General features: G+C 58.9%; 9 protein-coding genes. 4 read left to right on the top strand and 5 right to left on the bottom strand.

Annotated elements, in window-relative coordinates; genetic code table 11:
* Window positions 1–2 precede the first annotated feature (2 nt).
* Entirely contained in the window at window positions 3–2,603 is a 2,601-nt protein-coding gene (locus Pan181_RS24610; protein ID WP_145251457.1) for a polynucleotide kinase-phosphatase, read from the top strand.
* Window positions 2,604–2,648: 45 nt separating this feature from the next.
* Here Pan181_RS24610 and Pan181_RS24615 read toward each other — a convergent pair whose 3' ends face one another.
* A complete protein-coding gene (locus Pan181_RS24615) occupies window positions 2,649–3,464 on the bottom strand; it encodes a metallophosphoesterase family protein (RefSeq protein WP_145251459.1) in 816 nt (271 codons plus the stop codon).
* 969 nt (window positions 3,465–4,433) lie between these two features.
* On the opposite strand from Pan181_RS24615, the gene Pan181_RS24625 reads away from it, so the two are divergent.
* Both Pan181_RS24625 and Pan181_RS24630 read left to right on the top strand, forming a co-directional pair.
* A complete protein-coding gene (locus Pan181_RS24625) occupies window positions 4,434–5,174 on the top strand; it encodes a hypothetical protein (protein ID WP_145251463.1) in 741 nt (246 codons plus the stop codon).
* A 22-nt stretch (window positions 5,175–5,196) separates the two neighbouring features.
* Window positions 5,197–6,468 (top strand): hypothetical protein, encoded by a 1,272-nt coding sequence (locus Pan181_RS24630; RefSeq protein ID WP_231943696.1) that lies wholly within the window; start codon window positions 5,197–5,199, stop codon window positions 6,466–6,468.
* Between the two features lie 106 nt (window positions 6,469–6,574).
* Here the strand turns inward: Pan181_RS24630 and Pan181_RS24635 are convergent, their stop codons facing one another.
* From Pan181_RS24635 to Pan181_RS24645, 3 genes are all read right to left on the bottom strand, one after another.
* Complete coding sequence (locus Pan181_RS24635) at window positions 6,575–8,449, bottom strand: metallophosphoesterase (RefSeq protein ID WP_145251465.1); 1,875 nt, start codon at window positions 8,447–8,449, stop codon at window positions 6,575–6,577.
* Window positions 8,450–9,289: 840 nt separating this feature from the next.
* On the bottom strand, window positions 9,290–9,712 hold the full coding sequence (locus Pan181_RS24640; protein WP_197528679.1) for a type II toxin-antitoxin system VapC family toxin: 423 nt from the start codon (window positions 9,710–9,712) through the stop codon (window positions 9,290–9,292).
* Window positions 9,709–9,954: a type II toxin-antitoxin system Phd/YefM family antitoxin gene (locus Pan181_RS24645; protein ID WP_145251469.1), complete on the bottom strand. Its 246-nt coding sequence runs from the start codon at window positions 9,952–9,954 to the stop codon at window positions 9,709–9,711. Before Pan181_RS24645 ends, Pan181_RS24640 begins: the two co-directional genes overlap by 4 nt.
* A 783-nt stretch (window positions 9,955–10,737) precedes the next feature.
* Between Pan181_RS24645 and Pan181_RS24650 the strand changes: the two genes are divergently transcribed.
* Complete coding sequence (locus Pan181_RS24650) at window positions 10,738–11,691, top strand: IS110 family RNA-guided transposase (protein ID WP_145244891.1); 954 nt, start codon at window positions 10,738–10,740, stop codon at window positions 11,689–11,691.
* Window positions 11,692–12,029: 338 nt separating this feature from the next.
* On the opposite strand, the gene Pan181_RS24655 is transcribed toward Pan181_RS24650, so the two are convergent.
* Entirely contained in the window at window positions 12,030–13,664 is a 1,635-nt protein-coding gene (locus Pan181_RS24655; protein ID WP_145251471.1) for a GDSL-type esterase/lipase family protein, read from the bottom strand.
* Between the last annotated feature and the right edge of the window lie 391 nt (window positions 13,665–14,055).

Below are 14,055 nucleotides of genomic sequence, written 5' to 3' on the forward strand. Positions count from 1 at the left end.
TCGTGGCGATTGAGATTCCAAACTTGTCCCTTGTCGTACTTATCGGCCCTAGTGGTTCGGGGAAGAGCACCTTTGCGCAGCGGCATTTTTTGCCGACCGAGGTGCTCTCGAGCGACTATTGTCGCGGGCTGGTGAGCGACGACCCGAACGATCAAGCCGCGACGACCGATGCGTTTGACGTGCTGCATTACATTGCCGGCAAGCGACTGGCCGCGGGGCGGTTGACCGTGGTCGACGCGACCAACGTGCAGCGCGAGGCCCGTCAGCCGCTGGTGAAGCTTGCCCGGGAGCATCATGTGTTGCCGGTGGCCATCGTACTCGACGTCCGCGAAGAGATTTGCCGCGAGCGCAACAATCAGCGGAGCGATCGCCATTTCGGCGAGCATGTGATTCGGCAGCAGCGTTCGCAGCTTCGCAAGTCGCTTAAGCACCTTCGCCGCGAAGGATTCCGCCATGTGATCGTGCTCCGCTCGCCTGCAGAGATCGACGAGGTAACCATCGAGCGAGTGCCGCTGTGGAACGATAAGCGCGACGTGCGTGGCCCGTTCGACTTCATCGGCGACGTGCATGGCTGCTGCGACGAGTTGGAACAACTGCTCGCGCAACTCGGCTACCAGTCGCAACCGGTCCGTGAACCAGGCCCCGGCTGGGGATCGCTGTGCTACACGCATCCCGAGGGTCGCCAGGCGGTGTTCGTCGGCGACCTGGTCGATCGTGGTCCGCGCGTGCTCGACACGGTGAGTCTGGTCCGCAACATGATGCACGAGGGATCCGCGCTCTGCGTACCAGGCAACCACGACGTGAAGCTGCTTCGCAAACTCCGCGGCAAGAACGTGCAGCTCACGCACGGGCTGGCCGAGACCATGGCCGAGCTGCAAGCAATCGATGCGGCAGTGCGCGGCACGTTCGAACAAGAGCTGGCTGACTTCCTCGACCGACTGGTGAGTCACTACGTGCTCGACGAGGGCAAGGTGGTGGTCGCCCACGCGGGCATGAAGCAATCGATGCAGGGCCGCGGCTCTGGGCGGGTGCGCGAGTTCGCCCTGTACGGCGAAACCACCGGCGAGACCGACGAGTTTGGCCTGCCGGTGCGGTACCAGTGGGCGGCCGACTACCGCGGCGACGCGATGGTGGTGTACGGCCACACGCCGGTTCCGGAGCCCGACTGGCTGAACAAAACGGTCAACATCGACACTGGCTGCGTGTTCGGCGGAGCGCTAACCGCGCTGCGCTACCCCGAGCTCGAAACCGTGTCGGTCGCGGCGAAGCACACCTACTGCGAGCCCGCCCGGCCGTTTCTCGGCGACCAGCAACCCGCGCCGGAAAACCCAACCGCTGCGGAGCGCGACGACCTGCTCGATCTGGCCGACGTTACTGGCAAGCGAATCGTCTCGACTCGGCTGCGACACAACGTGACGATCCGCGAGGAGAATGGCACCGCTGCGCTCGAAGTAATGAGCCGGTTCGCGGCCAATCCGAAGTGGCTCGTTTACTTGCCGCCGACGATGTCGCCATCGGAAACCAGTTTGCTGCCAGGTTACCTCGAACACCCCGAGCAAGCGTTTGCCTATTATCGCAACCAAGGCGTGCCGACCGTGGTGTGCGAAGAGAAGCACATGGGCTCGCGGGCGGTGGTGGTGATTTGCCGCGACTCGCAGGTGGCCGCCAAACGTTTTGGCGTGCTGGAGGAAGCCGGCGTGATCGTCACCCGCACCGGGCGGCGGTTCTTCAGCGACACCCAGCTCGAAGCCGCGCTGCTCGAGCGTTTGCGGAGCGCGATGGACTCGGCTGGCTTCTGGGACGAGCTGAACACCGACTGGGCGGTGCTGGACTGCGAGTTGATGCCTTGGTCGGCCAAGGCTCAGGAGCTGCTGCGCACGCAGTACGCAGCGGTGGGAGCATCGGCCACGGCCGCGCTGCCAGCAGTTCAGGCTGCGCTGACTGCAACCACCGCCCGACTCGCTGGCGACGAAGCCGAGTTAGCCGCGGGGCTTGCCGAGCGTTTTGCGCGTCGCGAGCAAAGTGCCCACCAGTTCGTCGACGCGTATCGTCAGTACTGCTGGCCGGTCGCTTCGCTCGACGATTACAAGCTGGCTCCGTTTCACTTGCTAGCGACCGAAGCCCGCGTGCACGTGCAGCGCGATCACCAGTGGCACATGCAAACGCTGGCCGAGATCTGTCGGCACGATCCCGCGGTGCTGCTGGCCACGCAGTACCGTACGGTCGACGTGACCGATCCCCAAGCGGTGGACGACGCCATCGGGTGGTGGCTCAAGCTTACCGCGCAAGGGGGCGAAGGGATGGTGGTCAAGCCGCTCGACTTCATTGCGAAAGGGAAGAAGGGACTGCTGCAGCCGGCCCTCAAGTGCCGCGGCCGCGAGTACCTGAGGATCATCTACGGTCCCGACTACACCGAGCCGGCCAACCTCGACCGCTTGCGGAAACGAGGGTTGGGCACCAAGCGTTCGCTCGCCTTGCGCGAATTCGCGCTGGGAGTCGAAGCCCTCGAACGATTCGCCCGCCGCGAGCCGTTGCATCGGGTGCACGAGTGCGTCTTCGGCGTGCTCGCCTTAGAGAGCGAACCGGTCGACCCCCGACTATAGCCCGCGGGGGCGACTGGTTTTGCGAGCTGAGGGGGATCGAGCTTGTTAGCGCGGGGACTCGAGGAGCACGACGACTCGCGCATCGACGTTCAGCACTTGCGTTGTGTTCGTCAATTCGGCTAGCGGAACGTCCCAGTGAGCATGGCCTCGCACAATCAGCAGCGGGTCTGCTTGCTCAAGCGTGTGACGGATGCGGTGCGAACCAGCCAGGCCATGCTCGGCGATGCCGGGTCCGTCGTGCAAAAGAAGTATCTCGGGAGCGTCGCAGAGCAGTAGCTCCAGCGCATCGAGATACGCCTGCTCGTCGCGCCGCCACGGTCGCCGGGGGTTGCCGGTGATGCCGCTCAATCCTGCGATGCGACGATCGCCTAGCTGAACGATGTCGCCATCGAGAAAGTGCATGCCGCTGGCAAGCCGGGGACGATCGGCCGCGTCGCCAAACAGATCGTGATTCCCGGAGACTCCAACAACCCAGTCGAACTCATCCGCGAATGCTTGCCAGACCGACGTCACGTCGCCTGATCCGCCTCGTTTGTCGAGCGCCGGCACGGTGTAGAAGTCGCCCGCCAGGAGCACTCCGATCTCTCCAGCTGGTAGTGTGAGAGCGCACAGCACCTGCTCCACGAGCCAGCGAGGTAGCACCTCGCCGAGCAGTCGCAGGGGACTACCGGCCGACGTATCGAACGTCTCGCGGCCTTGCAGGTCGGCGGTCACGATCAGGGCCGAAGTCCCCTGGGGCAGAGTGTCGACGTACCCAAGGTGCACCGGCAGCCGGTCGCGGTAATACCCACCAGCTCCACGTCCGGCATTGAGAAATGGGATTTCCAGCAGCAGAACAGGCTCGATACCGGTGATACGCATGGTGCAGCCAACGACACGCGAGGGCGCAGCGTGGTTCGCGCTATTGGTGTACTGCAATAGCAAATGAAATTGCGAGAACTTCGCCCGCTTCGCTTGGTCCCTCCCATACCAAAGCAGCCTTCCATGTCTCCAACGGCAGATTCCCCAAACAGTGGTCGTGTTCCTCGCCCCGCGGTTAGAATGGGGTTTGCTGTTTTCTCGTCCCTTACGATCGCGGATCCCCCAACCAGGGCATTCGCCCGAGGAACCATCCATGCGGTTTCTAAGTTTGTACGCGACAGTGCTACTTGCCGTCGGCGGTTGGCCGTCGCCGGCCCACGCGGCAGTGATCTATAGTCAAACGACGCCAGAGGAACCGTGGGCGTCCTATACTTCGTCAAATCTCCAAGATCGCCAGAAGATCGCAGACAATTTCTTGGTCGAAGGTACGGGGCAATACACGGTTCGTTCCATTCGATTTATTGGAGGTTATGATGCAACAGGCATCCCACCATCCCCAATGCCAGACGACGATTTCAAGATCGTTATCCTGAATGACAACGCTGGCTCACCAACAACTCCAACTGCAAGCGGAACTTTCTCTGTCAATTCCGCATCGACTTGGCAACCAACCAATGGCCAACTCCTCAATGGAATCGGTGCACCAATTGAGTTCGTTTTGAATCTAGGGGATGGAGTTAAACTCAATCGCGGGACAACGTACTGGCTTTCCATCCTAAACAATCCAAGGCCGGGCAGTGGATGGGCATGGGCGAGAGCAAATGGGCTGATCGATCAAGACCTTGCGGCTACGAATGACGACGTAGCAACAGGCCCTTGGAACGTTGGTACAAGCGGTGGCATGTGGTTCGAACTCAGTACCACGGCCATTCCAGAACCCTCGGGGATCGCTCTGTTTTCCTTCGGCGGTGCTCTACTCGCAGCAATAACATGGCGACAAACGCGCGTCCATAATGCGAGGAACCATCCATGCGGTTTCTAAGTTTGTACGCGACAGTTCAAGATGCAACCAGTAGGCTGTTGAGAATAGCCCTTATCTTGGGGTTGTTTTCTTCTGCAGGAAGAGCGGAATTAATTTTGTTCGAAAGTGGGGCACTGGGGCGAACGGGAGTTACTTGGGACGAAGTTTTAGCCGGTAACGTACCTAGCTCCAGCATCAGTCCCGCTGTGTTCAGCGGAGTTAGATTTGAGCTAGCGCATACGGTTGCTACTTCCAAGATTGGTGTTCATCTCGTCGGCTCAAGCGTTTCTCTTGATACTTGTTTTGGAGCCATAGTAGCTCTGGAGGATCAAGCGGACTTCCCAGATTCAGAGAATTTATCCACCCCTGATGTGCTGGGCCACACGATAATTCCCTTTCCAGAGGTATCAAAGGAAGTCTTCGGCGAATTGGATTTAGTTCTAGCTCCTGGATGGTATGCAATCGTACTGGGAAGTGGACTGTTCGACACAACAGGAAATGGAGCGATGCCTCTGAATAACCCAGACCTTGGCAGTCCAGATTATGTTGCAAGGCAGCTTGGAGCGGGGTGGTTTGATCTATCTGACTTGTCAGATGTTCGACAGTTTGATGATTATAGATTCACGCTTGTTGGACAAGCAATTCCAGAACCAAATACCCTACTCATGGGCCTGATCGGATTGGGGCTGATGCGGACGCTTCAGCGTAGCATCGGTCGCTCGGCCATCCCCTGCTCTATCGATCGCTAGCGACACGAAAGGAACCACATCCATGCCACATCGTCTCGTCCTACCACTGGCGCTCATCGCCAGCTTGGCCTTGGTTGCCGAAGCGGCTTGGTCGCAGCAGGTTGCCTCAGAATCGGCTCCGCGAAGCGACCGCGATTATCAGTTCGACACCACCATCTCGCGAAGCGTGCTTGAGAACTACCTCGATCGCTCCGTGACGATGGCCTACTTTCTGGTCACCGGCGACACCGAGGGCAATCGCGAGTACTTGTACCGCGACGACGATGTGCGGCTCATCCAGAACATCGGTGCGAAGTTCATCGGGCGGGCGGTCTATCGCTGGAATGGCGAGGCACGCCTGGTGGACGATAGCTTCTGGCAAGAGGCGACACGCTTGATCGAGCAAGTGCATGCCGACGATGACGAAGTGATTTTCCAAGGCTGTTTGTTCGAAACGGTCAGCCCCGAGGTCAATCAGGTGCCGATCCCGGCCTGGGTGTTCGAGGAGTTTGATCTGCCAGTTGAGCAGCGGAACTTTTCGTATGAAGCGATGCTCAATCCCCAGGGCCGCATGGTCGGGCATTGGGGCCGCTCGAGCGTGCCCGACATCACGCAGCTCGAAACGCAGCTCTGGTTCTACTACCTGGCCGGCGCGTACATCGACCTCGGCTGCGAAGCCTTGCACCTTGGTCAGGTCGACCTGATCGGCATGGCCGATCCCGAGTATCGCACCTGGGCGACGCTCGTCGCCAGAATCCGAGCGTACGCCAAGCTGCATGCCCGGCGGCACCTGGTGCTGCTCGACGCCCACGTGCCGCAGGGGGGCATGGTGGTCGACGGCGTGAGCCTGCTCGATTTCAACTCGTTCCCGTTGCGAATCAAAGAGGTGCCTGACAAGCCGCAGCAGGCGGTGCTGGAAGTCGGCTTCCTCGACTCGATCTTCAAGCGCAGCAAAGGGTGCCAGACCCCGAGCGGATGGAGTTGCGACAGCCTGCCTTACCTGGTGGAGTTCGACAACTACGGGCCGGGCCCTCAACCGAACGTGGCCGACACGAACTCGGCCTTTGTGTGGGGGTGGGACGAAATCTCCTGGTACGCGCAGCAGCCCGAACCGTACCGCAAGCAATGGCTGACCTACGCCCACGATTGGGTCCGCCGCACCGACGCCAACGGGCACCTGCAGATGCCCGTGAGCCGATTGATCACCTGCCCGAACCAAACCGACAGCAGCTACCGCGCGAACACGAAAAGCAGCCGCTGCCCGATTGGGTACTCGCAAGAAGAAACTATCAAGGCGCTCTGGTTGGGGGAGTGAGGCGGGGGTGAAACGCGACTCCCACACCCAGTCAAAACAACAACGCCGAAGGAAGCAGTGCTTCCTTCGGCGTTGTGCGTTTCACTCTGGTGGGGTGTTTGTCCGGCTAGGGTTGGCTCGGCGATTTGTCGATGGTCATCACGTCGAACAGTCGGCCTTCCAGATCGTAGGCCTTGAACTCCATGTGGCGGCCGTTGACCGACACCAGGCAGTAGTGATGCCCGTGCTTGACCATGTTCTGGAACCACGGCTTGATCGGGCCGGCGGTTTCGAGTCCGCCACCGCCGCCGCCGGTTACCACGTACACGGTGCCGCCGCGCTCGACGACTTGCTGCTTCTTCATCGGCCAGGTCCGTTCGTACGAGTGGATATGCCCGTTCCAGACGACGTCGACTTGGTGCTCGTCGTACAGGTCGATCAGGTGGCGCAGCCGTTGTTCGCCCCACGACGACTTCTCGCCCTTCCACAGATCGCCGTAGTCGTCTTCGTCCGACGAGAACGCGGGATGATGGTAGGTAACGAACTTCCAAGTAGCCTCCGATTCGGCCAACGCCTTCGCGAGCCACTTGTACTGCTCACTCTCGACATCGAGCCGCTGGTTCGAGTCGATCATGAAGAACTCCGCGTTGCCGTACTTGAACGAGTAGTAGAACTCGGGATCCGGCAGCGACATGTACTGGTAGTAGAACTTCGCGTTGCGTTCGTGGTTGCCAAGCACCGGATAGAACGGCACCCGCGACGCAATCGGCTGCAGCCCAGGGAAAAAGTGCTCAGTCCAGTGACTCTTGTTGGTGCCGGTTTCGGTGAGGTCGCCAGCGATCACCATGAAGTTTGGCCGCTGCGCCCAGAGCAGGTCGGTGAGCTTCTGACTCACTTTGGGATTGCCTTGGGTGTCGCCGATCACGCCGAACGTGTAGGGCGTGCCGGGCAGCGAGGCGGTTTGGAACGTCGACAGCGGGGCCTCTAGCTGCTTGCCGTCGGCAGTCTCGACAAGCACCTGGTAGTGATGCCCCGCCTGGGGCTCGAGCCCATCGAGTTTCAGTTCGTGCAGCAGTACGTCGCTCTCTTCGCTCACCCGTCGGGTCGACTCGCCGAGGCCACCGAACAGCACGGTCATCTTGGCCGGCTCGGTGGTTTCGCACATCACGGTAATGCTCTCGGTGGTCGCGTACTGCAAGTACGGGCGGACCACGAAGCCAAACGGCTCGTCGGTCGTGGGAGCTTCAAGCTCCGCGAGTTCGCTGTTGTGATCGAACTCTTCGGCCACCCACTTGTCGGTCGCCGCGAGGTTGTAGATCGCGACGTCGCGAATCATGCCGCGGTGGAAGCGGGGCTCATCGTAATCGCTATCCATGCCGATCGACAGCGACGAATGCCGCGGCCAGTAAATGTCGCCATGCTGATCGGCGGTGGTGGCTTCGAGCTTGCCATTCACGTACAAGCAGGCGGTCGCTCCATCGTAGGTACCGACCACGTGATACAACTTGCCGGGCTGGTACTCGGTGGTGCCGAGCAGCGTGGTCGCGTGCCCGTCGCCATCGTCGGCGTCGCGAGTCGCGAGCATCAGCTTGAACACGCGATCGTTGTAGCCGAGGCTCCACCCTTTCTCGGCCTTGCCATCGGCTTCGGCCAACCCAACCAGCGTGCCATCAACGGCCGGCTGCTCGATGCTCGCCCACACCGCGACGGTTATGAACTTCGACGAAGCCCCTTCCACCCGTTTTTCGACCACCAACGCATCCTGCGAACCATCGAACCGCATGGCGGAGCCGAGTCGGTCGCTCACCAACTTCGGCGCGCCGCGCAAATCGGCATCGGGCCCCAAGCGACCAGTCACCACCGAGTCGCCGACGGTTTTGTCGGTGAAGTACCAATGAGCAATCGGATCGGGACCCGTATGCCCGCTAGCGACAGGAATTAGGGTCAAGCACATCATCAGCGTCAAAGCGCCGAGCATCGTCCGTTTCGCAGCACACACCATCGAAGCAACCTCGCGAGCGAAGGGGTTTGGAGAGTCAGATACAAGGCCAGCGATTATGGCGGATGCGTGTGAAGTTTGTAAGAAGCTACCGCGGCAAAACGCCCGCGAGGCACCCCGCAGAGGGCAAAACCCTAGCCACCAAGGGGCAACGCGACAGCTGAGGGCGAAAGAGTCAAAACCTCTGCGCCCTGGAGGGTGGTGTGGGGAGTCGGTGGTTGGGGGGTCGTTGGGGAATGAAGGCCTTGCTTATTCGCTATAATGGCAACGTCCCGCATTACGTCATAAAATCAAATACAGATGAACTCTCCGATGAATGGCTGTGCCAGTCCGACGATCCGCGATAATAAAGAGTCCCGTGTCAGGTAACAGGATTCGAAAAGATGAAACGTTTCACTAATAGCCTGGGCATGGTTGCCATTTGCTTGGTAGCCTATGTAGTCTCTTACTTGGTTTGGGTACCGATTGCCCAAAAACGGTTTGATATTGGATCGTTGTCAAACACCTACTTCTTTGCAAACCCGCGCACGCAATTCGGCCGTGATTTCCATGTGACCTGTTGCTACTTTTACTACCCTTTGACCTCCGCTGAATCAATGTTGGGTAGTGACCGATCTCCCTCTCCATCCTTTCCGATCTTCTCCCTGGATCCGAACGAAGAGTTTTGAGCCGCGCTGCTGATATTGGTGGCAGGTTAGAGGAGAAAGTGCTGCTAGTCTTCTTGGGAGTTGTCCTTGGACTCTTTGTCGAAGTCGGCATTGGTTTGCAGCGGAAGAAGCGGAGACAACCATCGGAATGAGCGGGTTGCTGCACCTGTGGGTAGCGCTCGCGATAGCTGCCAATTCAACGCTCGTCCCATGGATTGATCAGCATCACGCCGGTCGGCTCAAAGTCCGATACGTTCCTGGTCATTAAGTGTAAACCATGCCGTAATGCCGTCGCCGCGATCAGCCCGTCCACCGCCGGAATCGATCGACCTTTCTTCGCGCACTTGGCCGTAATCTCTCCCCAGATTATGGCGGTCTCGCAGTCAATAGGTAGCAAGCGATCCTTGGCCGTAAGTATTAGCTGCTCAAACCATAGCGAGAGCGACTGTTTCCTAGCGCTGGCACGCAGTTTGTCGATCCCCTTCCGGAGTTCACCAAGCGTGAGCACACTGAGGTAGATGTCTTCGTCGGCAATTGCCTCGAATCGCGTGCGCACTTGAAGACTGCCTTGCTTCCGCTGCACTTCCGATAGTACACATGTATCGACGAGTGTTCTCACAGCTCTAGCTCTCTGCCAGGGGATTCGTCGCGATCAACATCCAAGCCATCTAGACTAGGCCCATTCAGGATGAGCCCCTTAAGACTTGGTCGCTCTCCGGTGAGCCGTCGATATTCATCGCCGTCGAGCACGACGTACTGGCGATTGCGACGGGTAATGACCTGCGCTTGCTCTTCCGCCAAGTTCAGCACTTCGCTGAGCTTGCTCTTGGCGTCGGCGATGTTCCAGGGGGTTGTTGGCATGCGAGCTTCCTTGACTAGTCAAACTAGTTAAATTATCGCCCGCGGAATGGCGAAAGTCAACAGAAATACAGCCGGTATGGCGACGCGTTTGATCCAGAAGTAGTCCCCGACTTGGTGTCGCTCATGGCAAGCCAAGGTGCGTTATTTCGGGCTCGGACGCACGCGTGTTGTCATTGACGAGATATGCCGGTGACTGGTCGAGTCCGTGGCTATCGCGATTCGCTGCCCGCGACACTCTGCGTGAGAAGTCTGGTGGTCGCACTTGTTCCACATCGCTAGCCATCGCCTTCGGCTGCGGGCTAAACGATTTTTCTGAATGCTCCACTTTTCGCTGGGAATTGGCCACCTGCAGTGTTCTAATGAATAGGTGGTTGTGGCTGTCGGCTTTCAGCTATCGGCTGTTGGCATTTTTAGTGATTGGAGGTTTGCGAGATGTGATGCTTGTTTTTACGTCCGACTTCTAGCGACACGCAGGCGAATGGTTGCCTGCGTGGGCGTTCGCTGCTGCGCGGGTGGGAAAAGCGGTGGTGGGGCTGCGTCGCTGGAAGCTCCTGGACCCACCCTTGTATCTTGCAGAGGTGGTGCTATCAACGATTTCGCCGTCTTCTGCGGAGTGAGCGTAGCGAACGAAGTAGAAGACGGCGGCCGCCGGTAGATCGTCCCACCCTCGGTCCTCACGAGACCGATCTCGTAGCTGGATCGCCGGCCGGCCGCCTGTCGCATTAGCCCGAACAGTCGCCAGAGCTGTTTTAACAAGCTCGCATATGCAAGGAAGGGTAATCGATGGAAAACCATTTGCAAAGTACTTGGATTGGGATCGATGTTTCCAAATACCACTGGGACATCGTCGTTGCGGGGCAACCGCAGATGCATCATTGGTCTGCCGGTCAAGAAGGATGCCAGCAACTTCGGCAGTTGTTAGTGCAGCATCAGGTGACCCACGCCTGCCTGGAAGCCACGGGAGGTTGTGAACGCATGCTAGTCGACTTCCTTCGCGAGCAAGGGATTGCGGTGAGTGTCGTCAATCCACGTCAGATTCGCGACTTCGCCCGCGCGCAAGGTCAGCTCGCCAAGACCGATCGCCTCGACGCGCTGGTGATCGCCCGCTATGCCGTGTTGATGCAGCCCAAAGAAACCCAAAAACCCTCGGAAAACGAGCAAAAACTCCGCTCCCTCCGAACTCGTCGTCAGCAGGTGAGTGATGCTCTGACACGGGAAAAGAATCGGCGAGGCACGCAGCGAGATGAGCAGGTGCGTCAGTCGATCGAAGAAGCGATCGACTTCTACCAACGACAACTGGAGCAGCTCGACCAACAGATTCAACAGCTCATCAAAGCCGATCCTCAGTTTCAAGAACGCTCGTCGCTGCTAGTCACGGTGCCTGGCGTAGGAACGACGACGGCGGCGGCCTTGCTCGCCGATATGCCGGAGTTGGGCACTCTCAATCGTCGCGAAGTGGCACGCTTGGCAGGGCTGGCACCGATCAACCGCGACAGCGGAACCTTGCGTGGCAAGCGTATGATTGGCGGCGGTCGAGCGGCGGTGCGTCAGGGACTCTACATGGCCACTCTTGTGGCCACCCAGCACAACCCGATTATCCGCGAACACTACCAGCAACTTCTGCAGCGAGGCAAAGCCAAGATGACCGCTCTCACCGCCTGCATGCGAAAACTACTGCTGATACTCAATGCCATGATCAAAACAAAAACGGACTGGAAATGCTCCAAAGAGACTTGAACTTTAAGACAGTCGCTACTGCCCTTTCTAACTTCCAACTCCCAACATCCAACTCCCAACTCAAAATACTTTCCCATGGATGGGAATCTATTTTGGGCATCTATCGCGGAGGTGTTGATGCAACTCGCTGCTGACAAACGACTTGCGATGGATTCCCACTGCGAAAATAGATTCCCATTCGATGCGTTTTGGGAAATGGGAATCTATTCGAGGCCGAAAACCACTGGTTTTGTAGAGTGGGCGGAGATTCAATTTTCCCATCGGTGGGAAAATTGGGAATCTATTTGCCCAGCGGTGGGAATCTATTCGCGAGCACCTATGCAGAGTCGGTCGGGGCGCTACTTCTCCGGGCGGTAGCCGGGGATGTTTGGTCGGCGGTGTCCGGTGGCTTCGAGTTTCGATTGCTGAATTGTTTTGAGGGTTTCGTGCGTTTCGGCGAACTGCGCACGATACGTAGGCGAGTCGAGCTCCGCAGGATCGAACTCCGGAGCAAACCCGTGAATCACCGCGGCCGCCATCGCGCGATGCCCTGCGTCGTTGGGATGCACCGAGTCGGATTGCCAGGTGAACTGCGGGTCGCTCGCTCGGTTCGCATCGAGCTGGCGCTGCATCGCGAAGTGCAGGTCGATTACGTGCCAGCCTTGCTCATGGTGCTGAGCGATGAGCCAGCTCGCGTAGCAGTGCATCACCCCTTCGTACTCAAGCTGCTCCGCCTGCTGGTGGGCGTCGTACACCGGAGGAGTGAAGAACACGATGTTGACGGAACGTTCGTCGGCCGCCTGCTTTAGTTTGGTTAAACCCGCCTGGTAAGCCTGAAACCGCTCGGAGTCAAAAGATTGATAGATACCATCGTTCATGCCGTAGCAGGCGAGAATCAGGTCGGGCTTGGTGTGGTCGAGCACCCGCGCGAGTCGTTCGTGCAGATCGGGCCGCGGGAACTTGCCCCCCGCATGGCCCGGCTCCGACAAACCGGAGACGGTTTCAGAAGGAACCCCGACGTTCAAAAACCGCTCGGCCGGCATCTGGTGCGTCTGCTTCGCCCAGGTCGCCAGGTGCGATACGTACTGCCCGCTGTAAGTAATAGAATCGCCAAGCACGAGGATCCGCTGCTTGGCGGTGAGCATCTCGAGCGGAAGCGGATCAAGCTCGTCACGCGGCGAGGCAATCAACAACTCATTCAGCAGAGGAGTCACCGGATGCAGTCCATGAGGATGATGGCCCTGGCCCGGCTTTCGCCAGGTGCGCACGGTGCCGCCGAGCGCTTGGTAGCGGCGGGCGAGTTCGAGGCCGTTCTGTTCGATCGGCACCACACGGTCGTCTTCGCCGAGCACCAGATAGACCGGCACGTCGGCGTCGGCCAGCGGCTGCAAGCCATCGATCGGATTGCCTTGGAACTCGCTCGCTTGCGACTCGGTCAACTCGTAAGCCGCCAGGCACCGCTTCCAGTCGTCGGGCGAGTACTTGGCTGGCCAGGTGCGAATGTCGCAAACCGGGTTGTCGCCATACACCGCGCTAACGCACTGCGGATTGGCCTTCGCCCAGTTAAACACGATGAGCCCCCCGCGCGACATCCCTTCAAGGATTGGCTTCGGGTGAAGCTGCAGCTTTTGAGCGACCGCGTAGAACTCGTTCCATCGCGCAACCGCTTGAGGACTTCCAAACAAGTTTTGCACATCGCAGTAAGCGACCGCGTAGCCGCGTTTGAGCAAGGCGAGGTCGAGCTCTGGCTCATGTCCCCAGAACCGAGCGCGCCAGATCCATGGTTTGCCAGACGCCCACTCTTTGGGTTCCACCACGTACGCGGTAACACCATTTAGTTTGAATTGCACCCCGGAGAACTCATGAAACTCGAGCGGCTCCGTCTCGATGCCCAGTTGTTCGAAAGCGGTCGAGAGCGTTTCGGCTCGTAGCGGGGGAGCAACGAGGCAGCCGATCAGCAGCACCACCCATGACCGAGTAAATCGAATACCCATGTTCATCCATTTCGCGAACGAGAAGAGTCATCGCATGTTGCGCAAAGCACGAAGCCACGATCTCCAGTACCACTGTAACGAGGCACCGGCACCAAACGAACAAGATAACGCATACTCCTTGGCTGTTGTATCTTTTTCTCCTTTTTCGCGTTTGGTGATCATCCATCGAGTGCTTGATGCGAATCGACCAGAATTGCCATGGGATTTTTGTCCCAGATAAATAGCACTCTTAGCCCTAGTGCAAATGCATGTTCCCATGCGCGTACCCATGAATAATCCCTACGTCTTTTGCGGCCGAATCAACAGAATTAGAGTGGGAGTTCGATCCATATGCGGATTTACGCCGAATCGACGAAACATGCGGTCGGGCCTCCGGAGGCGACCGAAACTT

It is taken from the genome of Aeoliella mucimassa (assembly GCF_007748035.1).
Classification (GTDB): Bacteria; Planctomycetota; Planctomycetia; order Pirellulales; family Lacipirellulaceae; genus Aeoliella; species Aeoliella mucimassa.